Origin of the sequence: Pseudomonas vancouverensis (assembly GCF_004348895.1) — a bacterium.
Taxonomy (GTDB): Bacteria; Pseudomonadota; Gammaproteobacteria; order Pseudomonadales; family Pseudomonadaceae; genus Aquipseudomonas; species Aquipseudomonas vancouverensis.
In genome coordinates, this window is sequence record NZ_RRZK01000031.1 from 62,296 (window position 1) to 85,588 (window position 23,293).

The 23,293-nt window shown below is 60.7% G+C and carries 19 protein-coding genes; 8 read left to right on the forward strand and 11 right to left on the reverse strand.

Annotated features, from left to right (window positions below):
• Positions 1-84: 84 nt before the first annotated feature.
• From EIY72_RS23900 to EIY72_RS23935, 8 genes are all read right to left on the reverse strand, one after another.
• Positions 85-1,677: an AAA family ATPase gene (locus tag EIY72_RS23900; RefSeq protein WP_093227464.1), complete on the reverse strand. Its 1,593-nt coding sequence runs from the start codon at positions 1,675-1,677 to the stop codon at positions 85-87.
• A 10-nt stretch (positions 1,678-1,687) separates the two neighbouring features.
• A complete protein-coding gene (gene aroB / locus EIY72_RS23905) occupies positions 1,688-2,788 on the reverse strand; it encodes a 3-dehydroquinate synthase (protein WP_093227466.1) in 1,101 nt (366 codons plus the stop codon).
• Positions 2,789-2,938: 150 nt separating this feature from the next.
• On the reverse strand, positions 2,939-3,457 hold the full coding sequence (aroK, locus tag EIY72_RS23910) for a shikimate kinase AroK (RefSeq protein WP_093227468.1): 519 nt from the start codon (positions 3,455-3,457) through the stop codon (positions 2,939-2,941).
• Between the two features lie 4 nt (positions 3,458-3,461).
• Positions 3,462-5,222, reverse strand: a complete 1,761-nt coding sequence (locus tag EIY72_RS23915; RefSeq protein ID WP_093227470.1) for a type IV pilus secretin PilQ — start codon at positions 5,220-5,222, stop codon at positions 3,462-3,464.
• Between the two features lie 13 nt (positions 5,223-5,235).
• Positions 5,236-5,763, reverse strand: coding sequence for a pilus assembly protein PilP (locus tag EIY72_RS23920; RefSeq protein ID WP_093227472.1), 528 nt, complete (start codon positions 5,761-5,763; stop codon positions 5,236-5,238).
• Complete coding sequence (locus tag EIY72_RS23925) at positions 5,760-6,383, reverse strand: type IV pilus inner membrane component PilO (protein ID WP_093227474.1); 624 nt, start codon at positions 6,381-6,383, stop codon at positions 5,760-5,762. Before EIY72_RS23925 ends, EIY72_RS23920 begins: the two co-directional genes overlap by 4 nt.
• Positions 6,380-6,946: a PilN domain-containing protein gene (locus EIY72_RS23930; protein ID WP_093227476.1), complete on the reverse strand. Its 567-nt coding sequence runs from the start codon at positions 6,944-6,946 to the stop codon at positions 6,380-6,382. The genes EIY72_RS23925 and EIY72_RS23930 overlap by 4 nt, the downstream gene beginning before the upstream one ends.
• Positions 6,946-7,998, reverse strand: coding sequence for a pilus assembly protein PilM (locus EIY72_RS23935; RefSeq protein WP_093227478.1), 1,053 nt, complete (start codon positions 7,996-7,998; stop codon positions 6,946-6,948). Before EIY72_RS23935 ends, EIY72_RS23930 begins: the two co-directional genes overlap by 1 nt.
• 216 nt (positions 7,999-8,214) lie before the next feature.
• On the opposite strand from EIY72_RS23935, the gene EIY72_RS23940 reads away from it, so the two are divergent.
• Positions 8,215-10,656, forward strand: coding sequence for a penicillin-binding protein 1A (locus tag EIY72_RS23940; RefSeq protein WP_371315407.1), 2,442 nt, complete (start codon positions 8,215-8,217; stop codon positions 10,654-10,656).
• 154 nt (positions 10,657-10,810) lie between these two features.
• Here the strand turns inward: EIY72_RS23940 and EIY72_RS23945 are convergent, their stop codons facing one another.
• From EIY72_RS23945 to rpmE, 3 genes are all read right to left on the reverse strand, one after another.
• Positions 10,811-12,079, reverse strand: coding sequence for a malic enzyme-like NAD(P)-binding protein (locus tag EIY72_RS23945; RefSeq protein ID WP_093227482.1), 1,269 nt, complete (start codon positions 12,077-12,079; stop codon positions 10,811-10,813).
• A gap of 183 nt (positions 12,080-12,262) precedes the next feature.
• Positions 12,263-13,051 (reverse strand): thermonuclease family protein, encoded by a 789-nt coding sequence (locus EIY72_RS23950; protein ID WP_093230753.1) that lies wholly within the window; start codon positions 13,049-13,051, stop codon positions 12,263-12,265.
• Positions 13,052-13,086: 35 nt separating this feature from the next.
• A complete protein-coding gene (gene rpmE / locus EIY72_RS23955) occupies positions 13,087-13,305 on the reverse strand; it encodes a 50S ribosomal protein L31 (RefSeq protein WP_008047849.1) in 219 nt (72 codons plus the stop codon).
• A 282-nt stretch (positions 13,306-13,587) separates the two neighbouring features.
• Here rpmE and EIY72_RS23960 point away from each other — a divergent pair, with 282 nt between their 5' ends.
• From EIY72_RS23960 to phaC, 7 genes are all read left to right on the forward strand, one after another.
• Positions 13,588-15,807 (forward strand): primosomal protein N', encoded by a 2,220-nt coding sequence (locus tag EIY72_RS23960; protein ID WP_093227484.1) that lies wholly within the window; start codon positions 13,588-13,590, stop codon positions 15,805-15,807.
• A 258-nt stretch (positions 15,808-16,065) separates the two neighbouring features.
• The gene (gene argS / locus EIY72_RS23965) at positions 16,066-17,802 is read left to right on the forward strand and encodes an arginine--tRNA ligase (protein ID WP_093227488.1); all 1,737 of its coding nucleotides are present in this window, start codon (positions 16,066-16,068) and stop codon (positions 17,800-17,802) included.
• A 1-nt stretch (position 17,803) separates the two neighbouring features.
• Positions 17,804-18,517, forward strand: coding sequence for an SPOR domain-containing protein (locus tag EIY72_RS23970; RefSeq protein ID WP_093227489.1), 714 nt, complete (start codon positions 17,804-17,806; stop codon positions 18,515-18,517).
• A gap of 280 nt (positions 18,518-18,797) precedes the next feature.
• Positions 18,798-19,328, forward strand: a complete 531-nt coding sequence (gene hslV / locus EIY72_RS23975; protein WP_007975582.1) for an ATP-dependent protease subunit HslV — start codon at positions 18,798-18,800, stop codon at positions 19,326-19,328.
• A gap of 55 nt (positions 19,329-19,383) precedes the next feature.
• Complete coding sequence (gene hslU, locus EIY72_RS23980) at positions 19,384-20,721, forward strand: HslU--HslV peptidase ATPase subunit (protein ID WP_093227491.1); 1,338 nt, start codon at positions 19,384-19,386, stop codon at positions 20,719-20,721.
• Between the two features lie 143 nt (positions 20,722-20,864).
• Positions 20,865-21,236 (forward strand): gamma-butyrobetaine hydroxylase family protein, encoded by a 372-nt coding sequence (locus tag EIY72_RS23985; protein WP_093227493.1) that lies wholly within the window; start codon positions 20,865-20,867, stop codon positions 21,234-21,236.
• Positions 21,237-21,496: 260 nt separating this feature from the next.
• Positions 21,497-23,176 carry a class II poly(R)-hydroxyalkanoic acid synthase gene (phaC, locus tag EIY72_RS23990; protein WP_093227495.1) on the forward strand — a complete coding sequence of 560 codons (1,680 nt, stop codon included), beginning with the start codon at positions 21,497-21,499 and terminating at the stop codon, positions 23,174-23,176.
• Positions 23,177-23,293 lie beyond the last annotated feature (117 nt).

Here is a 23,293-nt window from a genome sequence, read left to right on the forward strand (position 1 = left end):
AGGCACGCGGCCCGTAGGGGCGGCGCGCACTTGTAGTATTTTTGAGGTGCCTGGAGAGGCGGCCTGGGTAAGGCCGCCGAATCTTCAGCGAGTTGTTGCCAGTTCCTGTTGGACGCTGGCGACAGTGCGAGGCCAAGGTTTACCAGCCTGAACCTTCGCTGGCAAGGCCTTGATGGCAGATACGGCCGCGTCACGCGTCGGGAAGCTACCGTAGGTGATGACGTAAAGCGGTTTGCCGTTCAGGACTTTCTTGAAGTAGCGGTACTCGCCGCCCTGTTCCTTGATGAAATTTTGCGCCGTGGCTTCAGAGCTGGTGCCGAGGATCTGCACCACGTAGTGGCTTGGCGTCTGACCGGCGTACCAGGTGCCACCGGCTGCTTTGGCCGCCGGAGCTGCCTTCTCGACAGGCTTGGCCGCTGCCGCCACTGCAGGCTTGGCGGGTGCCGGAGCAGGCTTGGCTGCCGGGGCTGGAGCTGGCGCCGGCTTGGCGCTGGCAACCTGGGTTGGCGCAGGTGTTGGCTTGGCGGCCGGAGTCGGCGCAGGACCGGCTGGAACGCCCACAGGTGGTGCAGTGGTGGTCACGGTCGGCGGAGTGGCGCTGGAGCCTTCGACCGGCACGCCATCGTCGCCTTCGGTGATGCCACCGGCCGCCTCGGCGAGCGGTTTGCGCATGACCGGTTGCGAATTACCCACCAACGGCAGCGGCATCGGCTGTGTGTTGCCGGCGAATTCGACAGCGGGAGCGCCGCCGTTCGACTGAGCGCCCTGGCCCAGTGGCAATTGCGCCTGTTCGTTTGCAGGCGCACCGGTGGTCGGTGCCTTGTTGCGACCCGGCATCAACCAGGCGGCAGCTACCGCGACCACGACGACGGCGGAAATCGCCAATACGTGTTTCTTCGGCATATTGAACCCCATACTTGGACGCTTGACCGCTGAGCGGCTGGCAATCATGGCTTCGATCATTGCATCGCGGGCGACCTGGTTGATGTTGCCAGGCCAACCTTCGGAGCTTTCGTGAATATCAGAGATCTGATCCGCGGTGAAAAGTTCGATACCCCGGCCAGCACCTTCCAGCCGCTGGTCCAGATATTCGCGGGTCTCTTCTTCGGTATAGGGCTGCAGCTCGATGACGTGGAAACGCTCCTCTTCGAGGTGCAACGCCTCCAGCTGAGCGATCAGCGAGGTCTCGCCGAACAGAAATACATGCGGACGACCTTCCGGGGCGCCGGCGGCCAGCATCATCAAGGCCTCGAGTCCCGACTCGTCGAGATGCTCGGCATCATCGACCAGCAAATAGACTTCCTGACCGGTGAGCGCCAATTGCACCACTTGAGCCAGGATAGCGTCGATATCGGCCTGGGCAACGTTCAGCGCCTGGGCAACCTGACGCAGCACACCGGCGGCATCGCCCGCACCACGGGCGGAAACCACCACGCTTTGCACCGATTGCTTGTTGGTGCTGGCCACCAGGGCCTGACGCAACAGGGTCTTGCCGCTGCCTATCGGACCAGTGACCACCAGCAGCAACTGGCTGTAACGTGCCAGGTGATGCAATTGCCCCAGTACGGGTTTGCGCTGGGCCGGGAAAAATTTGAAGCCAGGGACCCGTGGCGCAAAGGGGTCGTGACTCAACTGGTAATGGCCGAGGAAAGCCTCGTCGGCATGCAAACTAGTCATCGCGTTCTTATTAACCTTTAAGCTGAGCCAGGGCGCGGTAATCCGCTCCCAGCGTGGCCTGTAGAACCTCTTTCGGATAATCGTCGGTCACCACCGCTTCGCCCATCCGGCGCAGCAGCACCAGGCGCAAACGACCGTCGATCACTTTTTTATCTATTGCCATGTGTTCGAGAAAATCGGCTTCGGTCATCTCTTCCGGCGGAATGACCGGCAAGCCGGCGCGCTGGAACAGGCGGATCCCGCGATCACGCTCCTGTTCGCTGATCCAGCCCAGGCGCGAGGACATCTCAAGCGCCATTACCGTGCCAGCAGCCACCGCCTCACCGTGAAGCCACACACCATAGCCCATATGGGTTTCGATGGCGTGGCCAAAGGTATGGCCCAGGTTCAAAGTGGCGCGTACACCGGTTTCCTTTTCATCGGCACCGACCACTGCGGCCTTGGCGGCGCAGGAGCGCTCGATGGCATAGGTCAGCGCCTGCTGATCCAGATTGCGCAGGCGGTCGACGTTGGCTTCGAGCCAGGTCAGGAACGGCTCATCGCAAATCAGGCCGTATTTGATGACTTCAGCCAGGCCGGCAGACAGCTCGCGGGCCGGCAAAGTCTTGAGACTGGCCGTATCGATCAGCACCACGTTCGGCTGATAGAAGGCGCCGACCATGTTCTTGCCCAGCGGATGGTTGATCCCGGTCTTGCCACCCACGGAAGAGTCGACTTGCGACAACAGGGTGGTGGGCACCTGGATGAAATCGACGCCACGCTGATAGCAGGCCGCCGCAAAACCGGCCATGTCACCGATCACGCCACCGCCGAGAGCGATCACTGTGGTGCGGCGATCGTGCCGAGCGGTCAGCAGACCGTCGAAAATCAGTTGCAGGGTTTCCCAGGTCTTGAAGGCTTCGCCGTCGGGCAGCACCACGGAAATCACCGAGAACTGCGCCAGACTGCGGGTTAGACGCTCAAGATAGAGCGGCGCGACGGTCTCGTTGGAGATGATTGCCACTTGCCGTCCGCGAATGTGCGGGGCCAGCAGCTCAGGCTGATCCAACAAACCTTCGCCAATATGAATCGGGTAGCTGCGCTCGCCTAGATCAACCTTGAGTGTCTGCATGTGTCCCCACAGTGAAGATGAATCAGGCGTCCTGCCTTGAATTTACGAATGTTCTCGGCCTCAACGGGTGTGACGCCGCTCGATGGCTGGCCGCCACAACCTGAAACGATTGCGGCGGGACGCCGAGGATAGCGCATTTCGCCCAGCGCTTTAACGGGGCGGCAATTGCTGAAGGCGCTCGAGAATGTCGAGCACAACCATCCGCGGCGGCCGTTCATCGGTTTCAATGATCACATCGGCGATTTCCCGATAAAGGGGATCACGGATCGCCAGCAAGTCCCGCAAGGTTTTGGCCGGATCGGCAGTGCGCAACAAGGGACGATTGCGGTCGCGGGACGTACGGCTGACCTGCTGCTCGACAGAGGCATGCAGATAAACCACGCGCCCTCCGGCGTGCAAGGCCCGGCGGTTGGCTTCGCGCATGACAGCGCCACCACCGGTCGCCAACACTACGCCGTCGTAATCGCACAACTCGGCAATCATCGCCTGTTCGCGATCACGAAAGCCGGGTTCGCCTTCCTTATCGAAGATCCACGGGATGTTGGCGCCTGTGCGTAATTCAATTTCCTTATCGGAATCTTTGAATGGCAAGCGCAACTCTTTGGCCAGCAATCGGCCGATGGTGCTTTTTCCAGCCCCCATCGGTCCTACAAGAATCAAATTTCGCACAGAATCAACGACTCACAGCAATCGCCTGGTTATTCATGATACGCGGAGTGAGAAACACCAACAGCTCGGATTTTTTCTCCGACACCACGTCACGCCGGAAAAGGCGGCCAAGATACGGCACATCGCCAAGAAATGGCACCTTATCTACGACCTTGGCTTGAGTATTTGAGAAAACACCGCCGATTACGATGGTCTCGCCATCATTGACCAGGACCTTGGCATTGACCTCGTTCTTCTTGATCGGCGGTACGTCCTGGACTTTGTTCAGGTAGTCCGGTTCGTCCTTGGTGACCTTGACTTCCATGATGATCCGGTTATCCGGGGTGATCTGCGGGGTCACTTCGAGCGACAGCGACGCCTCCTTGAAAGACACCGACGTAGCCCCGCTGGAACTGGCTTCCTGGTAAGGGATTTCGGTGCCTTTGAGGATTTTCGCGGTCTCCTTGTCGGAGGTCACCACCTTGGGTTGCGAGACGATTTCGCCGTTGCCGGTCTTCTCCATGGCGGTCAATTCCAGATCAAGCAGGACGTTATCGGTGATGAAGGCGATGCCGATGCCCGACGTATTGTTGGCGACCCCCAAGTCGACGAACGGCGAACTGCTGCTGGTGCTGCCCAGCGCGCCGACCGATGGGCCATTGGCTGCACCGCCGACACCTGAGGCATTCCAGTTGCCACGGTTCTGTATCGAACCGCCCCAGCGCACACCGAGGCTTTTGTCATAGTCGACATTGGCCTCGACTATTCGCGCCTCGATCATCACCTGGCGTACCGGGATATCCAGTTGCGTCACTATCCGGCGCAGCTCGTCGAGGCGCTCTTGGGTCTGGTAGGCAATGATGTTGTTGGTTCGCTCATCGACAGTGATAGAGCCCCGTTCGTCGGCTTTCGCTTCGGAACCGGTTACCGACTGGAAAAGTTTGGCGATATCGGTGGCTTTGGCGTAGTTGACCTGCATCAGCTCCCGGCGCAATGGCGCCAGATCGGCGATCTGCCGTTGCGACTCCAGCTCCTGGCGCTCACGGGCAGCGATTTCATCGGCCGGCGCCACCAGCAGCACATTGCCGACCTGCCGCTTGTCCAGCCCCTTGGTTTTCAGCACCAGATCCAGCGCCTGGTCCCAGGGCACGTTTTGCAGGCGCAAGGTAATTCCGCCCTGCACCGTGTCGCTGGCCACCAGATTGAGGTTGGTGAAATCGGCAATCAGTTGCAGCACCGAACGCACATCGATGTCCTGGAAATTCAGCGAGAGCTTTTCGCCGTTGTAGGCATTGTGATCGGGGTGATGTTTTTGCAACTCACTGGCGCTCATCGGCCGGATGCTCACCGTCAGCCTGTTGTCGGTCTGATAGGTCGAGTAGTCAAACGGTCCACTTGGCTCGATCGTGAGCGTGGTGCGACCAGCCGCCTCACTGGCACGGATGTACTGCACCGGCGTGGCAAAATCCTTCACATCCAGACGTACACGCAGCGATTCGGGCAAACGCGTTTTGGCGAACGTCAGGCTGACCTTGCCGTCGCGCTCCTGAATCTCGGGTGCAATGGATGGATCGGACAGATCGATGATCACATTGCCTTCGCCCTGCGGACCACGCTGGAAGTCCACGCCGCGGATGGCTTTGCCACCTGCGGCGGCAGGCGGCGACTCGATTCGGCCACCCGTCGGAGGGCTGGCAACCTGCGCCGTGAGGCTTGCCGCTTGTGCCATCGGCGACAACATCGCTATCCATAGCGAAAGGCCGATGGCAGGGAAAATCCTGTTCATTTTTCGAGATCCACTATGAGTGTTTTTTCAAAGGAATGGTTCTGGGACGCTCCTGCCAGGCGCCCTCGCCGTCGGGTACGATTTCAATGACATCCACTTGTTCACGAGTGATGGCGACGACTCGCCCATCGTTGCGCCCCAGGTAGTCACCGACCTTCAATCGATGCACCCCGCCCGCACCTCGCAACAAGGCAAAGGAGCTGTGGGCATTGGCGAGGGTGCCGACCATTTCAAACTGCTCGATATTGAACCCTTCGAGGTACTGCCTGACTCGGTCGGGGTTCGGCTTGACAAGGTTCGAACCTGGCCTGCGCGCGGACGCATCGACGTCCTGGCGTGGTGAAAACGGGCTGCGCAGGTTTGCCGCCTCGTAAGCGAATGCGGGGTAAGACCGCAAGACGGGCGCGGGCTCGATGGTGACGGGCGCACTCAGGCGCGACTGTGCCATGTATGCATCCAGATCACGAAAGTCATTCCTGTCATCGCAACCTGCAAGCACGAGCATGAATAACGCGGCGGCAAAACAACGGCCCCGACTCATGGCTGCTGCCCCTGATCGATATAACGATAAGTCTTGGCGAGAATACTCAGGCGCAACACCTGGCCACCCTCCGCTCCGACCGGCACCAGATCGAAATCGTGCAGGGTGACAATCCTCGGCAATCCCGCCACACCACTGACGAACCTGGCCAGGTCGTGGTAGGCGCCAGTGACGGTGATCTGAATCGGCAGCTCTATGTAGAAGGCCTGCGTCACTTCCGGCAGCAGCTTGATTTCCTCGAACGCCAGACCACTGTTCAAACCTGTACGGGTGATGTCCTCCAACAAGCCCGGCACTTCGGCATCACCGGGCAATTGCCGCAGCAACGCGTCAAAGGCATTCGACATGTCTTTCAACTGCTCAATATAGAGGTCGGGGTTCGCGGCCATGCGGCTCTTGCCGGCAAACTGGTCCTTGAGCGTCGATTCCTCCTGACGCTTGAGGGCAAGCTGTTCCTCCAGTTCGACGATGGAAACGCTATAACCCGATGCCAACACCAGAATCATCACCAGGCACGCCACCAACACCTTGATGGTTGTCGGCCAGGAGCCGATGTTGCGGGTGTCGAGCGCCCTGATGTCGATCTTGCGCAATCCTGCAAACCACTCGGAAGGACTCATTGCCCCTCCTCCGGCGTTGCGGGTCGGGTTTGATGCGCGCTCAACTGGAATACGTTGGCCTGCCCCATCTGCCCGGTGGCTGTCGTTTTCACCTCGGTCAGGCTTGGCGCGTCGAACCAGGCGGATGCCTCCAGATTGCGCATCAAGTCCGAGACGCGGTTATTGGCCTGCGCGACGCCGGTGATCGACAGCACCTTGCCCGTCATTTTGACTTCAGTGAAATACACACCGTCCGGTAAGGCGCGAGCCAACTGGTCAAAAATCCGCGCACTCACCGAACGATTACCTTGCAGGTCCTGGATGATGCGCATGCGCTCGAGCAATTGCTGACGGCGCTCCTTGAGATCGTCGATTTGCTTGATCCGCTCATCGACGACGGCAATCTGCTTGCCGAGGTAGTCGTTGCGGGCGATCTGTCGATCAATGGCCAGGCCTATGACTTGATTGGCAATCAGCACCGCCGTTGCCGAGCCTATGACCACGACCAACAGAACCAGCAGAAATTGCTTACGCCGCGCCGCCCTTCGCTCCTCGCGCCAGGGCAAAAGGTTGATGCGCGGCATCAGTCAAAGCTCCTGAGCGCCAGCCCACAGGCGATCAACAAGCCTGGTGCATCTGCCGACAGTGCGGCGCCATCCACCTTGCTGCCAACGGACATGCCCGCGAATGGGTTGGCGACCCTGGTCGGTGTATTCAAGCGCTGTTCGATCATCTGATCGAGCCCTGGCATCGCCGCTGCATCACCGGCCAAGAGGATTTGCTCAACCTGCGCGAACTGGCCGCTGGCATGGAAAAACTGCAACGAACGCGAAATCTGCTCGACCAGCGCCTCGCAGAAAGACTGCAGGCCTTCGTCGGGATAATCAGCGGCAAACGTCCCCGGCCCCTTCGCCAATCCGGCCGGTTCGATGGGCATGTCGTAATGGCGCTGAGCGCCACCCGTCCACTGGCGGCCAGCGAACAGTTGCTCGCGGGAGTAGATGATTCGCCCTTCGCGCAGCACGTTCAGGGTGCTCATGCTGTCACCGATCTCCACCAGGGCAACGGTCGACAGCTCGTCGGTTGTCGCCAGCAATGCATAAGCGCGCTCCAGCGCACAGGCTTCGACATCGACCACCCTGGCTGTCACGCCAGCAAGCGACAGGGCCGCTTCACGCACTTCGATATTTTCCTTGCGACAGGCGGTCAGCAAGACGTCCACACGCCCAGGGTGGCGTGGGGATAACCCCTGGACTTCAAAATCGATGGCCACTTCGTCCAGGGCATAGGGAATGTATTGATCCGCCTCGACCTTGAGCTGACTTTCCATGTCGTCATCGTCAAGACCGGCATCCATCTCTATGGTTTTGCTGATCACTGCCGACCCCGCGATGGCCACCGCGGCGTTCTTGATAGCAGTTCCCGACCTGGCCAAGGCACGAGACAACGCCATGCCCACACCTTCGAGTTCGGCGATGTCCTTCTCAATCACAGTGCCCGCCGGCAACGGCTCCACGGCATAGGCTTCGACCCGGTAGCCGTCATTTTGACGACTCAACTCCACCAGCTTCAGCGAAGCGCAGCTGATATCGATCCCCAAAAGTGTCTTGGCGTTTTTGTTGAAGAGTCCTAGCACTACAAATTCCCTATGACTTTCCGTGAGTTACGGACTGTGCAATGTCCATTGCGTTCAATCCGCCCGTCTTGACAGCAGCGCCGATGACGCTCTCGGGCAGAAAAATGCTTATAATGCCCAGCGTTTTTTTCCGCTTTTTCTCAAGTGCGGGTCGTTCTCCATTAGCCTGAACCCTGTTGCCCCATTCATTTTTGCCCTGGATATCCAAAAGCCTTGATTCGTCTGCTGAAATTTTTCGGTTGGTCCATCGTCGCGGTTTTCTGCGGACTCCTTTTGGGTCTGAGCGGGGCGTACCTCTACCTTAGTCCCGGTTTACCTTCGGTGGAGGCACTGCGTAGCATCCAGTTGCAGATCCCTTTGCGGGTCTACAGCAGCGACAACAAGTTGATCGCAGAATTTGGCGAAATGCGCCGTACTCCGATCCGTTTCGCCGACATTCCCCCCAATTTCATCAATGCGTTACTAAGTGCTGAAGACGACAACTTCGCCAATCACTATGGTGTTGATCCCAGCAGCCTGATGCGCGCCGCGACCCAACTGGTCAAGAGCGGGCACATTCAGTCCGGCGGCAGTACGATCACCATGCAGGTGGCGAAGAACTTCTTCCTGACCAGCGAACGCAGCTTCTCGCGCAAGACCACCGAAATCCTCCTGGCCCTGCAGATCGAGCGGCAGCTGACCAAGGACGAAATCCTCGAGCTGTACGTCAACAAGATCTACCTGGGTAACCGCGCCTACGGCATCGAGGCCGCGGCTCAGGTCTATTACGGCAAATCCATCCGTGACGTCAGCCTGGCGCAGATGGCCATGATCGCCGGCCTGCCCAAGGCACCGTCACGCTTCAACCCGCTGGCCAACCCGGCCCGCAGCAAGGAGCGTCGCGACTGGATCCTGGGGCGCATGTACAAGCTGGGTAAAATCAGCGAAGCCGACTACACCGCCGCCATCAACGAACCGCTCAACGCCAGCTATCACGTGCCGACGCCGGAAGTGAACGCGCCGTACATCGCGGAAATGGCCCGTGCCGAAATGGTTGGCCGCTATGGCAGCGACGCCTACACCGAAGGCTTCCGCGTGACCACCACCGTGCCAAGCGACCTTCAGGAGCTGGCCAACACTGCTGTTCACGAAGGCCTGATGACCTACGACCAACGCCACGGTTATCGCGGTCCCGAGTCGCGCCTCCCAGGCAAGACCAAGGAAGCCTGGGCGACTGAGCTGACCAAGCAACGCACCATCAGCAGCCTTGAACCGGCCATCGTCACCCAGGTCGAGAAGAATGGCCTGCAAGTGTTGACCCGCACCGGTCAGGAACACGTCAGCTGGGAAACGATGAAATGGGCTCGCCCGTTCCTCAACACCAACAGCATGGGCGCCAGCCCCAAGCAGCCTTCGGATGTGGCCCAGGTCGGCGACCTGATCCGCGTACAGCGCCAGGCGGACGACTCGCTGAAGTTCAGCCAGATTCCTCAGGCACAGGGCGCACTGGTGTCCCTCGACCCGCAGAACGGCGCCATCCGCTCACTGGTCGGCGGTTTCGCCTTCGAGCAGAGCAACTACAACCGCGCCCTGCAGGCCAAGCGCCAGCCGGGTTCGAGCTTCAAGCCGTTCGTCTACGCTGCCGCACTGGATAACGGCTACACCGCTGCCAGCCTGGTCAACGACGCACCGATCGTGTTCGTCGACGAATACCTGGACAAGGTCTGGCGTCCGAAGAACGACACCAACACCTTCCTTGGACCGATTCGCCTGCGTGAAGCGCTGTACAAGTCGCGTAACCTGGTGTCGATCCGCCTGCTGCAAGCGATGGGCGTCGGCAAGACCATCGACTACATCACGCGCTTCGGCTTCAACAAGCAGGACCTGCCGCCGAACCTGTCCCTGGCCCTGGGTACCGCGACCCTGACGCCGATGGAAATCGCCACGGGCTGGAGCACTTTCGCCAATGGTGGCTACAAGATCACCCCGTACATCATCGACAAGATTGAAAGCCGTAACGGCGACACGCTGTTCGTCGCCAATCCGCCGAGCGTGCCTCAGGGCGCCGCTGCCAGCGATGGCATCGCCGCGCCGACCACGCCACAGGCCTTCACCGTCAACGCACTGCCGGGTGAAGCACCAGGCACCACGCCTGCGCCACAAGCGCCGGCCGTGGCTGAACGAATTGTCGATGGTCGCACCACCTACATCCTCAACAGCATGCTGGAGGACGTGATCAAACTGGGCACCGGCCGTCGCGCACTGGCGCTGGGTCGCCCGGACATCGCCGGCAAGACCGGTACCACCAACGAATCCAAGGACGCCTGGTTCTCCGGCTACAACGCCGATTACGTGACCACTGTCTGGACTGGTTTCGACCAGCCGGAAAGCCTCGGCCGCAAGGAGTTCGGCGGTACCGTGGCGCTGCCGATCTGGATGAACTACATGGGCGCCGCCCTCAAAGGCAAGCCGCCGCACACGCAACCTGAGCCGGAAGGCATTCTCAGCCTGCGGGTTGACCCGGTCAGCGGTCGTGCCGCCTCACCGGGCACGCCGGGGGCCTACTTCGAGCTGTTCAAGGCCGAAGACACACCGCCATCGGTCAATGAGCTGGGCAACGGCACGGCACCGGGCAGCCCGCTGCCGGCGGATGAGCAGGCGCCGATCGATCTGTTCTGATCACAGCGACCGCAAAAAGCCCCGCCTTCGGTTGAAGTGCGGGGCTTTTTTATGCCTGACCCTTTTGTGTTGACTGGGCCGACACAAAATCCTCAGGCATAAAAAAGCCCCAACTCTCACGAGCCAGGGCTTTCGATTGAAGCGCTACAACGACTTAGCCGTTGAACACGTCATCCACGCTTTTCAGCGGGTAGTTCTTCGGATACGGCAGGGTCGCCACACCAGTCTCGATGGCGGCCTTGGCCACGGCATCGGAGATCACGGTGATCAGACGGGCATCCATTGGCTTCGGAATGATGTACTCACGACCGAATTCCAGCTTGATGCCGCCGTAGGCGTCGCACACTTCCTGAGGCACTGGCAGCTTGGCCAGTTCACGCAGGGCATTGGCCGCAGCCACTTTCATTTCTTCGTTGATGCGCTTGGCGCGAACGTCCAGGGCACCGCGGAAGATGAACGGGAAGCCCAGTACGTTGTTGACCTGGTTCGGGTAGTCCGAACGGCCGGTGGCCATGATCACGTCGCTACGGGTGGCGTGTGCCAGTTCCGGGGAGATTTCCGGATCCGGGTTGGAGCACGCGAACACGATCGGGTTGGCCGCCATGGACAGCAGGCCTTCAGGGCTCAGCAGGTTCGGGCCGGACAGGCCTACGAACACGTCAGCGCCTTGCAGGGCGTCAGCCAGGGTGCGCTTGTCGGTTGCGTGAGCAAAGACCGCCTTGTACTGGTTCAGGTCGTCACGGCCGGAGTGGATCACGCCGGTACGGTCGACCATGTAGATGTTTTCGATGTTGGCGCCCATGCTCACCAGCAACTTCATGCAGGAGATGGCGGCAGCGCCGGCACCCAGGCAGACGATCTTGGCTTCAGGCAGGGTTTTGCCGGCGATTTCCAGGGCGTTGATCATGCCGGCAGCGGTCACGATGGCGGTGCCGTGCTGGTCATCGTGGAATACCGGAATATCGCACTGCTCGATCAGAGCGCGTTCGATTTCAAAGCACTCAGGTGCCTTGATGTCTTCCAGGTTGATGCCACCGAAGGTGATGGAAATGCGCTTGACGGTGTCGATGAAGGCTTGCGGGCTTTCGGAATCGACTTCGATGTCGAAAACGTCGATGCCGGCGAAACGCTTGAACAGTACGCCTTTACCTTCCATCACCGGCTTGGAAGCCAATGGGCCGAGGTTACCCAGGCCGAGAATCGCGGTGCCATCGGAAATGACTGCAACCAGGTTGCCTTTGCCGGTGTACTTGTAGGCCAGCTCAGGATCGCGGGCGATCTCACGTACTGGTTCGGCTACGCCCGGGCTATACGCCAGCGACAGATCGCGAGCGGTAGCAGTGGCCTTGGTGAGCTCGACACTCAGCTTCCCTGGACGAGGATTGGCGTGATATTCGAGAGCGGCAGTTTTCAGATCAGACATTTTGGCATTCCGCTTTTTACTGTTGGACAGACTGGTCAGCGAGGATACGCGCCTCGCAAAGTCCCCACAAGACTGACTGGTCACCCCTGTCAAGCGCCCTGCCCTACGACTTTGGGCCAAGAGCCACGGCGCACAAGGGTTAGACTGTTCACAATCGGCAGAAAAAATGTCTACAATTTTTTATCACTGCGCCACTTGCAGCATCGCCGGATCGGTCAATGGCAGCATCCAGCGCGGCTGACCTTCCTTCAGGCCACCACGTCGCGAGCGATCCAGCACCCAGCCGCGCGCCTCAATCTGCTTGCCTTGGAGTCGCTCAAGCGCTGCGGCATCGAAACTGCCCAGCAGATTGGGTGCAACGCGCAATACAACAGCGTCCTGCAACTCGATCCAAACGCCACCACGATTGCGTTGCACCTTGCTCACGCGACCGCTGAGCACGGCAAAACCGGAAGCGTTGATCTGCTCCGCTTTCAGCACAGGTGACTGCCGCCAGATGCCGAGGCCTGCCTGACGGGCGCTGCGTTCCGCCGCTTGCTGGCAAGCGACCAGATCGACATTCGGTGCCACAGCCACCTGAAATCCCAGGCCCTCGGCGAGCATTTGCGCTTCGAGGTTGGCTCCATCGGCGCCGTAGACATGGGCCAGGGTACGGCCGTAATGGTCTTTGCCTTCTTTACCCGGGAGCAAGCCGACCCGTCCGTCGCTGGCCGCCACCAGAGCTTCCAGGCGTCTGCGTGCGGCCACGGCGAACGGTTCGTCGGAGCGGCCTTTCTTGCCCAGCTCCGGCGTGTTCAAGCCGATCATGCGCACGCTGCGACCATCGCTCAGGCGCAGGGTGTCACCATCTACCACTCGCTGCACCGCGACGGGCGTCAGGCCGCTCGGTGCCGGGCAAAACGCCTGGGCCGCCGACAGCCAAATCGCGGACATAAAAAAGGCGCCCACAAGGGACGCCTTTTTCATCAGCATGGAAAAACCGAAACGGTTCCCCAAGTTGACTGGCCTTAGGCCTTTTTCGCGCCGAAAGCACCGAAACGGTCGGCGAAGCGCTGAACGCGGCCGCCAGTGTCCAGAGTCTTCTGCTTACCGGTGTAGAACGGGTGGCATTCGTTGCAAACGTCGATCGCCAGGGCTTTGCCGAAGGTCGAACGGGTTTCGAACTTGTTGCCGCAGCTGCAGGTAACAGCAACTGCTGGGTATTCTGGATGGATATCAGCTTTCATGGTGTATTCCTCAGGCTAGCGTGCCGCCACCCAACACTATTGTTGAATACCGCACGTAATTAGGCCGCGGATTCTACCAGACAATGCCGATCACGCAAGCTGTCGCTTCGACCGACCGTCTGCTAGGCTCCCGGTCCCAAGCACATCCCCCTGTGGGAGCGCGCTTACTCGCGATAGCGCCGTGTCAGGTGACATAAATTCTGCCTGACAGGGCCTCATCGCGAGCAAGCTCGCTCCCACAGGACATGCATTACCCTTCTTTGTTTATCGAGAATTCCCCGCGTGCCCGACGCCATTCTGCGCCTCGCCCTGCCTTCGCCGCTGCGCCGCCTGTTCGACTACCGAGCTCCGGCCGGGGTCGCGCGCGCCCAGTTGCAGCCCGGCATGCGCCTGCGTGTGCCGTTCGGCCGCCGCGAGATGATCGGGATTCTGGTGGAAGTCACCGACACCAGCGAAGTGCCTGTGGAAAAACTCAAGCCGGCGCTGGCGCTGCTGGATGCGACGCCACCGCTGCCGCCGGCCCTGTTCAAGCTGTGCCTGTGGACCTCCCAGTACTACCAGCACAGCCTGGGTGACACTTTGAGCTGGGCGCTGCCGGTGCTGCTGCGCCAGGGTGAACTGGCCGAGGCACGCCAGGAGCGCTTTTGGTCGGCCGCGCCAGGTGCCAGCCTTGATGATCCGCGCATCGCCCGCGCCCCACGCCAGCGTGAAGCCCTGGCGACGCTGGCCCAGCATCCGCACGGCGTAGCGCATCGGCTGCTGAGCAAGCTGATGTTGAGCAAGGACAGCCTGGACCTGTTGCTGGCCAAGGAGCTGGTTCAGGTCGAGATACGCGGGCATGCCCCCGGCGCCCGCCACGAGCACTGGCTGGCGCAACCGGAACTGCCGCTCAACAGCGAGCAGCGCACCGCTTATGAAGCAATTCGCGCAGGCTTCGACAGTTATCACGCGTTTTTGCTGGCCGGCGTCACCGGCAGCGGCAAGACCGAAGTCTATTTGCAGTTGATCCGCGAAACCCTCGAGGCTGGCAAGCAGGCACTGGTGCTGATCCCGGAAATCAACCTCGGCCCGCAGACTCTGGCGCGTTTCGAGCAGCGTTTCAATGCACGCATCGCGTTGATTCACTCGGCAGTCAACGACCGCGAGCGCCTCGACGCCTGGCTGGCGGCCCGCGACGGTGAGGCCGACATCATTATCGGCACCCGCTCGGCGCTGTTCACGCCGATGAAAAACCCCGGCCTGATCATCATCGACGAAGAGCACGATGGCTCTTATAAACAGCAGGAAGGCCTGCGCTACCACGCCCGCGACCTGGCGTTGGTGCGGGCAAGGCAGGAAAACATCCCGATTGTCCTGGGCTCTGCCACGCCGTCCCTGGAAAGCCTGCACAACGCCTACACCGGCCGTTATGGCTTGCTGCGACTGAATGAGCGTGCCGGCGGCGCCAAGCAGCCACGTTTCCTGCGCCTGGATGTGAAAAGCCGTCCGCTGGACAGCGGCATTTCCGGCCCCATGCAACAGGCCATCGGCCAGACCCTCGCCGCCGGCCAGCAGGTATTGGTGTTTCTCAATCGACGCGGCTTTGCCCCGACACTGTTGTGCCACGACTGCGGCTGGATGTCCGAGTGCCAGCGCTGTGACGCACGCATGACCGTGCATCAACGTTACGGCGAGTTGCGCTGCCACCATTGCGGCTACGTTGAACGGGTGCCGCGCCAGTGCCCAAAGTGCAACAAGGTCGATTTGCGCCCGGTCGGCGCCGGTACCGAACGGGCCGAGGAGCGCCTGGCCATTCTGTTCCCGGACTACCCGGTGCTGCGGGTCGACCGCGACAGCACTTCGCGCAAGGACGCGATGAACCAGCTGTTCGCGACCATCCAGAAAGGCCAGCCGTGCATCCTGATCGGCACGCAGATGCTTGCCAAAGGTCATCACTTTCCGCGGGTAACGCTGGTGTCGATTCTCGACGCCGATGGCGGCCTGTTCTCCGGCGACTTCCGCGCCAGTGAACGCATGGCGCAGCTGATCGTCCAGGTTGCGGGCCGGGCCGGGCGTGCCGAAGAGCCGGGCAAGGTGATCATCCAGACCCACCTGGCCGACCATCCACTGCTGATCCAGCTGACCGAGCAGGGTTACTTTGCCTTTGCCGAACAGGCCTTGAGCGAGCGCCGCGCAGCCGGGCTGCCGCCCTTCGCCCATCTCGCGCTGCTCCGGGCCGAGGCGCACAAGCCAGGGCAGGCCGAAGGTTTTCTCGACGAGGCCTGTACCGAGGCCGAGCGCTTGCTGGGCGAACTGAACCTGAGCGGCATCGAATTGCTCGGGCCGGTGCCGGCACCGATGGAGCGTCGCGCCGGGCGCTATCGCGCGCAGCTGTTGTTGCAGGCTACAGCGCGCGCGCCACTGCATCGGTTGCTGGCCAGCTGGTTGCTGGCGCTTGAGCAGATGCCGAGCGGGCGGGCGGTGCGCTGGTCGCTGGATGTTGATCCTGTGGACTTGTATTGATTTCGAAATTGCCTGATCCCCTGTAGGAGCGAGCTTGCTCGCGATGAACTTGAGGGCGACGCGTTTTTTCAGAAAACACGCGTTATCGTTAACGTCCATCGCGAGCAAGCTCGCTCCTACAAAGAAGACGGCCAATTTGTCACCACACATCCACAAGCAGCCTGCTAAGGTTGGCAAGCCCGCCTTCGCCACGGATAATGCCCAGTTTTTCCACCAGCGCATGAAGCGCCGCCGCGCCTGCGGTCGAAAGAGAAGACCATGAAAGACACCATTCGCCAGCTGATCCAACAAGCCATCACCCAACTCGTCAACGAAGGTGTGTTGCCTGAAGGCCTGTCGCCGGCGATCCAGGTGGAGAACTCCCGCGACAAGAAAAACGGCGATTTCGCCAGCAACATCGCCATGATGCTGGCCAAGCCCGCCGGCATGAAACCGCGTGATCTGGCGGAAAAAATCATCGCTGCGCTGCCCGCTGACGAAAACATCAGCAAGACCGAAATCGCCGGCCCGGGCTTCCTGAATTTCTTCCAGAACACCGATGCCCTGGCTTCGCGCCTGGACGCCGCCCTGGCTGACGCCAAGGTCGGCGTACGCAAGGCCGGCCCGCTGCAACGCACAGTGGTTGACTTGTCGGCGCCGAACCTGGCCAAAGAGATGCACGTCGGCCACCTGCGTTCGACCATCATCGGCGACGGCGTCGCCCGTGTTCTCGAATTCCTCGGCGACACCGTGATCCGCCAGAACCACGTCGGCGACTGGGGCACCCAGTTCGGCATGCTGATGGCTTACCTGCAGGAAAACCCGATCACCAGCGACGAACTGTCGGACCTGGAAAACTTCTACCGCGCCGCCAAGCAGCGTTTCGACGAGTCCGAAGAGTTTGCCGACCGCGCCCGTGGCCTGGTGGTCAAGCTGCAGGCCGGCGATGCCGATTGCCTGGCGTTGTGGACCAAGTTCAAGGACATCTCGCTGTCCCACTGCCAGAAGATCTACGAACTGCTCAACGTCAAACTGACCATGGCCGACGTGATGGGCGAAAGCGCCTACAACGACGACCTGATCAACGTGGTCAACGACCTCAAGGCCGCCGGCATGCTGGTCGAGAGCAATGGCGCCCAGTGCGTGTTCCTCGATGAGTTCAAGAACGCCGACGGTGACCCGCTGCCGGTGATCATCGTGAAAGCGGACGGCGGCTACCTCTACGCCACCACCGACCTGGCTGCCGTGCGCTACCGCAGCGGCACCCTCAAGGCTGACCGCGCACTGTACTTCGTCGACCAGCGCCAGGCCCTGCACTTCCAGCAAGTGTTCGCCGTGGCGCGCAAGGCCGGCTTTGTGACCCATCCGATGGAAATGGAACACATGGGCTTCGGCACCATGAACGGCGCTGACGGCCGTCCGTTCAAGACCCGTGATGGCGGCACCGTGAAGCTGATCGACCTGCTGACCGAAGCCCAGGAGCGCGCCTACACCCTGGTCAAGGACAAGAACCCGGAGCTGGCCGAAGCGGAGCTGCGCAACATCGCCAAGGTCGTGGGCATTGGCGCGGTGAAATACGCCGACCTGTCCAAGCACCGCACCAGCGACTACAGCTTCAACTTCGACCTGATGCTGAACTTCGAAGGCAACACCGCACCCTACCTGCTGTACGCCTACACCCGCGTGGCCGGCGTGTTCCGCAAGCTGGGCAAGGACTTCAGCGAAGTCGATGGCCAGATCGTGCTGGAAGCAGCCCACGAACACGAACTGGCGGCGAAACTCGCGCAGTTCGGCGAGATCCTCAACAACGTGTCCGACAAAGGCACGCCGCACATCCTTTGCACCTACCTGTACGACGTTGCCGGCCTGTTCTCCAGCTTCTACGAGAACTGCCCGATTCTCGCCGCCGACACCCCGGCACAGATGCAGAGCCGCCTGCGCCTCGCCGCGCTGACCGGTCGCACCCTCAAGCAAGGCCTGGAACTCTTGGGCCTGGAAACTCTGGAGCGCATGTAAGTTGGCTGCCAAGAAAAAACCTGCACCCAAGCGTGGCGCCAGCCGTTATCAAGCTCCTGCAAAGAAACCGATCCCGGGCTGGCTGTGGATGGCCATCGGCCTGACAGTCGGCGCCTTCATCGTGTTCCTGATGAAGTTGGAACCGGGCAAGGGCAGTGACACGGTCAAGCGGGAAAAGGTCGAACAGCAACAGCAGCAGAAAGCCGCGAAGATTGCCGAAGCCAACAAAACCCCGCCGAGCCCGACGCAACCGGTGAAGCCGAAGTACGACTTCTACACGCTGTTGCCGGAATCGGAAGTCATAGTGCCGCCGGATGCCGTGCCGGAAAAAACCTTGCCGACGCCACAAGTGCCGGCCATTCCGACGACGCCGGTCACCCCGGCTGAAGCGGCGAAGATCGATACCGCACGCGCCCAGGCAGCCCTGTCCGGGATCACGCCGCCGCCTGCGCCACCGGTCAAGGCAGCGCCTGTGACCAAGTTTTTCCTGCAGGCCGGTTCGTTCCGCAAGGAGACCGACGCGGACAAGGTGCGAGCGCAGATCATCCTGCTCGGTCAGGCGGTGGCAGTTGAGTCCGGCACCGTCAAGGACGAGACCTGGTACCGGGTCTTGGTCGGGCCGTTCAGCAACCGCGAACAGCTGACCACCGCGCAGAAACAACTGGCGGGCGCGGGCTTCAGCAATCTGTTGTTACAACAACGTCAGAGCCGCTGATTCAGGCTCACAACAACTGGCCCTTGTGGCGAGGGAGCTTGCTCCCGCTGGGTCGCGAAGCGGCCCTAAAACCAGCGAATTCGGTATATCAGACATACTGCATTCCCCGGATTTACGACTGCTTCGCCGCCGAACGGGAGCAAGCTCCCTCGCCACAGAGGTTTGCACCTACCCGCCAAGCCGCTCGTCCCCTCTCCTTTCCTACAGTTGAAAAACACTCCACCACCCCCATATGAAGGGTCATAAGGCATTTTCGCCCTGCTGCGTGGAGACTCTTCCCTTGACCACCATCGTTTCAGTTCGCCGCCACGGCAAAGTCGTCATGGGCGGCGACGGCCAGGTTTCCCTTGGCAACACCGTGATGAAAGGCAACGCGAAAAAGGTTCGCCGCCTGTACCACGGTCAGGTCATCGCAGGTTTTGCCGGCGCCACCGCCGACGCCTTTACCCTGTTCGAACGTTTCGAAGGCCAGCTTGAAAAACATCAGGGCCACCTGGTGCGCGCCGCTGTTGAACTCGCTAAAGAATGGCGTACCGACCGTTCCCTGAGCCGCCTCGAAGCCATGCTCGCGGTCGCCAACAAGGACGCCTCGCTGATCATCACCGGTAACGGCGACGTGGTTGAGCCCGAAGATGGCCTGATCGCCATGGGTTCCGGTGGCGCCTACGCCCAGGCAGCCGCCAGCGCGCTACTGAAGAAGACCGACCTGTCGGCCCGTGAAATCGTCGAGACCGCGCTCGGTATCGCCGGCGACATCTGTGTATTCACCAACCACACCCAGACCATTGAGGAGCAGGACTGCGCCGAGTAAGCCCGTGCAGCCCATCGCACCACGGCTCATTCTTGCTTGAGGTCCACTGAGTATTATGTCCATGACTCCCCGTGAAATCGTCCACGAACTCAACCGCCACATCATCGGCCAGGACGATGCCAAGCGCGCCGTCGCCATTGCCCTGCGTAACCGCTGGCGCCGCATGCAGCTGCCTGAAGAGCTGCGCGTTGAGGTCACCCCGAAGAACATCCTGATGATCGGTCCGACCGGTGTCGGTAAAACCGAAATCGCCCGTCGCCTGGCAAAACTCGCCAACGCGCCGTTCATCAAGGTCGAAGCGACCAAGTTCACCGAAGTCGGTTATGTCGGCCGCGACGTTGAATCGATCATCCGTGACCTGGCCGATGCCGCCATCAAGCTGCTGCGCGAACAGGAAATCGTCAAGGTTCGCCATCGCGCCGAAGACGCCGCCGAAGAGCGCATCCTTGACGCACTGCTGCCGCCGGCGCGCATGGGTTTTGCCAGCGACGATGCGCCGACTCAGGATTCCAACACCCGTCAGTTGTTCCGCAAGCGCCTGCGCGAAGGTCAGCTGGATGACAAGGAGATCGAAATCGAAGTCGCCGAAATGGCCGGCGTCGACATCTCCGCGCCACCGGGCATGGAAGAGATGACCAACCAGCTGCAAAGCCTGTTTGCCAACATGGGCAAGGGCAAGAAAAAGGCGCGCAAGCTCAAGGTCAAAGAAGCGCTGAAGATGGTGCGCGACGAAGAAGCCAGCCGCCTGGTCAACGATGAAGAGTTGAAGGCCAAGGCCCTGGAAGCCGTCGAGCAGCACGGCATCGTGTTCATCGACGAAATCGACAAAGTCGCCAAGCGCGGTAACGTCGGCGGTGCCGATGTGTCCCGTGAAGGCGTGCAGCGCGATTTGCTGCCGCTGATCGAAGGCTGCACCGTCAACACCAAGCTGGGCATGGTCAAGACCGACCACATCCTGTTCATCGCGTCCGGCGCCTTCCACCTGAGCAAGCCAAGCGACCTGGTGCCTGAGCTGCAAGGTCGTCTGCCGATTCGTGTCGAACTCAAGGCCCTGAGCCCGGAAGACTTCGAACGCATCCTCAGCGAACCGCACGCCTCGCTCACCGAGCAATACTGCGCCCTGCTGAAAACCGAAGGCTTGGGCATCGAGTTCCAGCCAAGCGGCATCAAGCGCATCGCCGAGATCGCCTGGCAGGTCAACGAGAAAACCGAGAACATCGGCGCCCGTCGCCTGCATACCCTGCTTGAGCGTCTGCTCGAAGAGGTGTCGTTCAGTGCCGGCGACCTGGCCAGCGCCCATGACGACAAGGTGATCCAGATCGACGCCGACTACGTCAACAGCCACCTCGGCGAATTGGCGCAGAACGAAGACCTGTCCCGTTATATCCTGTAAGCAACTCTTACAGATGTAGCGGAACTGTGGGAGCGAGCTTGCTCGCGATGAAGGCGGTACATTCAACCCTTGTGTTGATTGATACGCCGCTATCGCGAGCAAGCTCGCTCCCACAAGGTTTCGCACAAAACGGACATTCGGCCATGATCCCCACCGACATCAAACTGCACAAAGCCTCGAAAACCCTGTCGCTGAAATACGCGTCCGGCGAGGAATACACCCTGCCCGCCGAATTCCTGCGCGTGCACTCGCCCTCCGCCGAGGTCCAGGGCCACGGCAAACCCATCCTGCAATTTGGCAAGATCAACGTAGGCCTGAGCAAGATAGAACCGGCTGGTCAGTACGCACTGAAACTGACCTTCGACGACGGCCACGATAGCGGCCTGTTCACATGGGAATATCTCTACGAACTGGCGCGACGTTATGACGCACTCTGGGAAGACTATCTGGCCGAGCTCAAAGCCGCCGGAAAAACCCGCGACCCGAACGAGTCCGTCGTCAAGCTGATGCTCTAGTCCGAGCCTCTTGCTCTTTAGAGGGCATTTTCTAATTTCATCTGTTTGAATGCTCCGCTCCAGGGCCGCGCAATGGCCTGCTTGCGAAAAAAATTAAACTCGGGTAACCAATGGAACTGGCAAGTTCCCTGCAGTGTTCTCTGCGGTAAAAAAGCAGCGATACAGTATTAACGGTCACCCCGAGCAGTAGTACCTGGCATTGGCTGTGTGACTACACAGCAGGACCCGGGTACTCGTCTCAGGACAATGGAGCGTCGTAGATGAGTAACAAGAATAACGATGACTTGAAGTATCAAGCCTCGGAAAACACCTTGGGGCTGAATCCTGTCGTTGGGCTGCGTGGAAAGGATCTACTGGCTTCTGCTCGAATGGTGCTCAGGCAAGCCATCAAACAACCGATACACAGCGCCAGGCATGTCGCTCATTTCGGCCTTGAACTCAAGAACGTGCTGTTCGGCAAATCCGAGCTGCAACCGACCAGCGATGACCGTCGCTTCGCCGATCCGGCCTGGAGTCAGAACCCGCTCTACAAACGTTATCTGCAAACTTACCTGGCGTGGCGCAAGGAACTCCACGACTGGATCGATGACAGCAACCTGTCCTCCCAAGACATCAGCCGCGGACACTTCGTCATCAATCTGATGACCGAAGCCATGGCCCCGACCAACACCGCGGCCAACCCGGCAGCGGTCAAACGCTTCTTCGAGACCGGCGGCAAAAGCCTGCTCGACGGTCTCTCCCACCTGGCCAAGGATCTGGTGCACAACGGCGGCATGCCGAGCCAGGTCAACATGGGCGCCTTTGAAGTGGGCAAGACCCTGGGCGTGACCGAAGGCGCCGTGGTGTTTCGCAACGACGTGCTGGAGCTGATCCAGTATCGACCCATCACCGAGCAGGTGCACGAGCGTCCGCTGCTGGTGGTGCCGCCGCAAATCAACAAGTTCTATGTGTTCGACCTGAGCCCGGAAAAGAGCCTGGCGCGCTTCTGCCTGCGCAACAACGTGCAGACGTTTATCGTCAGCTGGCGCAACCCGACCAAGGCGCAACGCGAGTGGGGCCTGTCGACCTACATCGAAGCACTCAAGGAAGCGGTGGATGTGGTCACTGCGATCACCGGCAGCAAGGACGTCAACATGCTGGGCGCCTGCTCCGGCGGCATCACCTGCACCGCACTGCTGGGCCATTACGCCGCCCTGGGCGAAAACAAGGTCAACGCCCTGACCCTGCTGGTCAGCGTGCTCGACACCACCCTGGACAGCGACGTCGCCCTGTTCGTCGACGAGAAATCCCTCGAGGCCGCCAAGCGCCACTCCTACCAGGCCGGCGTACTCGAAGGTCGCGACATGGCCAAGGTCTTCGCCTGGATGCGCCCCAACGACCTGATCTGGAACTACTGGGTCAACAACTACCTGCTGGGCAACGAGCCGCCGGTGTTCGACATCCTGTTCTGGAACAACGACACCACTCGCTTGCCCGCCGCCTTCCACGGCGACCTGATCGAGATGTTCAAAAACAACCCGCTGACCCGCCCGGATGCACTGGAGGTGTGCGGCACGCCGATCAACCTTAAGAACGTCACCGCCGACATCTTCTCCCTGGCCGGCACCAACGACCACATCACCCCATGGCGCTCCTGCTACAAGTCGGCACAACTGTTCGGCGGCAAAGTGGAATTCGTGCTGTCCAGCAGCGGGCATATCCAGAGCATTCTGAACCCGCCGGGCAACCCGAAGGCGCGTTACATGACCAGCGCCGAAATGACCGCCAACGCCGATGACTGGCAGGAAGAATCGACCAAGCACACCGATTCCTGGTGGCTGCATTGGCAGGCATGGCAGGCGGAGCGTTCAGGCAAGCTGAAGAAGTCGCCGACGGCGCTTGGTAACAAAACCTTTGCGGCGGGTGAAGCAGCCCCCGGCACTTACGTACACGAGCGGTAACTGACACACCTCGCCCCACCTGTGGGAGCGAGCCTGCTCGCGAAGGCGGCAACTCAGTCGACGAGGTTCAATGGTCGATTGCTTTCGCGAGCAGGCACGCTCCCACAAGGGATTGGG

Coding starts and splice junctions, on each gene's coding strand:
- EIY72_RS23900 (WP_093227464.1), bottom strand. CDS start 1,677: ATGACTAGTTTGCATGCCGACGAGGCTTTCCTCGGCCATTACCAGTTG.
- aroB (WP_093227466.1), bottom strand. CDS start 2,788: ATGCAGACACTCAAGGTTGATCTAGGCGAGCGCAGCTACCCGATTCAT.
- EIY72_RS23915 (WP_093227470.1), bottom strand. CDS start 5,222: ATGAACAGGATTTTCCCTGCCATCGGCCTTTCGCTATGGATAGCGATG.
- EIY72_RS23920 (WP_093227472.1), bottom strand. CDS start 5,763: ATGAGTCGGGGCCGTTGTTTTGCCGCCGCGTTATTCATGCTCGTGCTT.
- EIY72_RS23925 (WP_093227474.1), bottom strand. CDS start 6,383: ATGAGTCCTTCCGAGTGGTTTGCAGGATTGCGCAAGATCGACATCAGG.
- EIY72_RS23930 (WP_093227476.1), bottom strand. CDS start 6,946: ATGCCGCGCATCAACCTTTTGCCCTGGCGCGAGGAGCGAAGGGCGGCG.
- EIY72_RS23945 (WP_093227482.1), bottom strand. CDS start 12,079: ATGTCTGATCTGAAAACTGCCGCTCTCGAATATCACGCCAATCCTCGT.
- EIY72_RS23950 (WP_093230753.1), bottom strand. CDS start 13,051: ATGCTGATGAAAAAGGCGTCCCTTGTGGGCGCCTTTTTTATGTCCGCG.
- rpmE (WP_008047849.1), bottom strand. CDS start 13,305: ATGAAAGCTGATATCCATCCAGAATACCCAGCAGTTGCTGTTACCTGC.
- argS (WP_093227488.1), top strand. CDS start 16,066: ATGAAAGACACCATTCGCCAGCTGATCCAACAAGCCATCACCCAACTC.
- hslU (WP_093227491.1), top strand. CDS start 19,384: ATGTCCATGACTCCCCGTGAAATCGTCCACGAACTCAACCGCCACATC.
- EIY72_RS23985 (WP_093227493.1), top strand. CDS start 20,865: ATGATCCCCACCGACATCAAACTGCACAAAGCCTCGAAAACCCTGTCG.
- phaC (WP_093227495.1), top strand. CDS start 21,497: ATGAGTAACAAGAATAACGATGACTTGAAGTATCAAGCCTCGGAAAAC.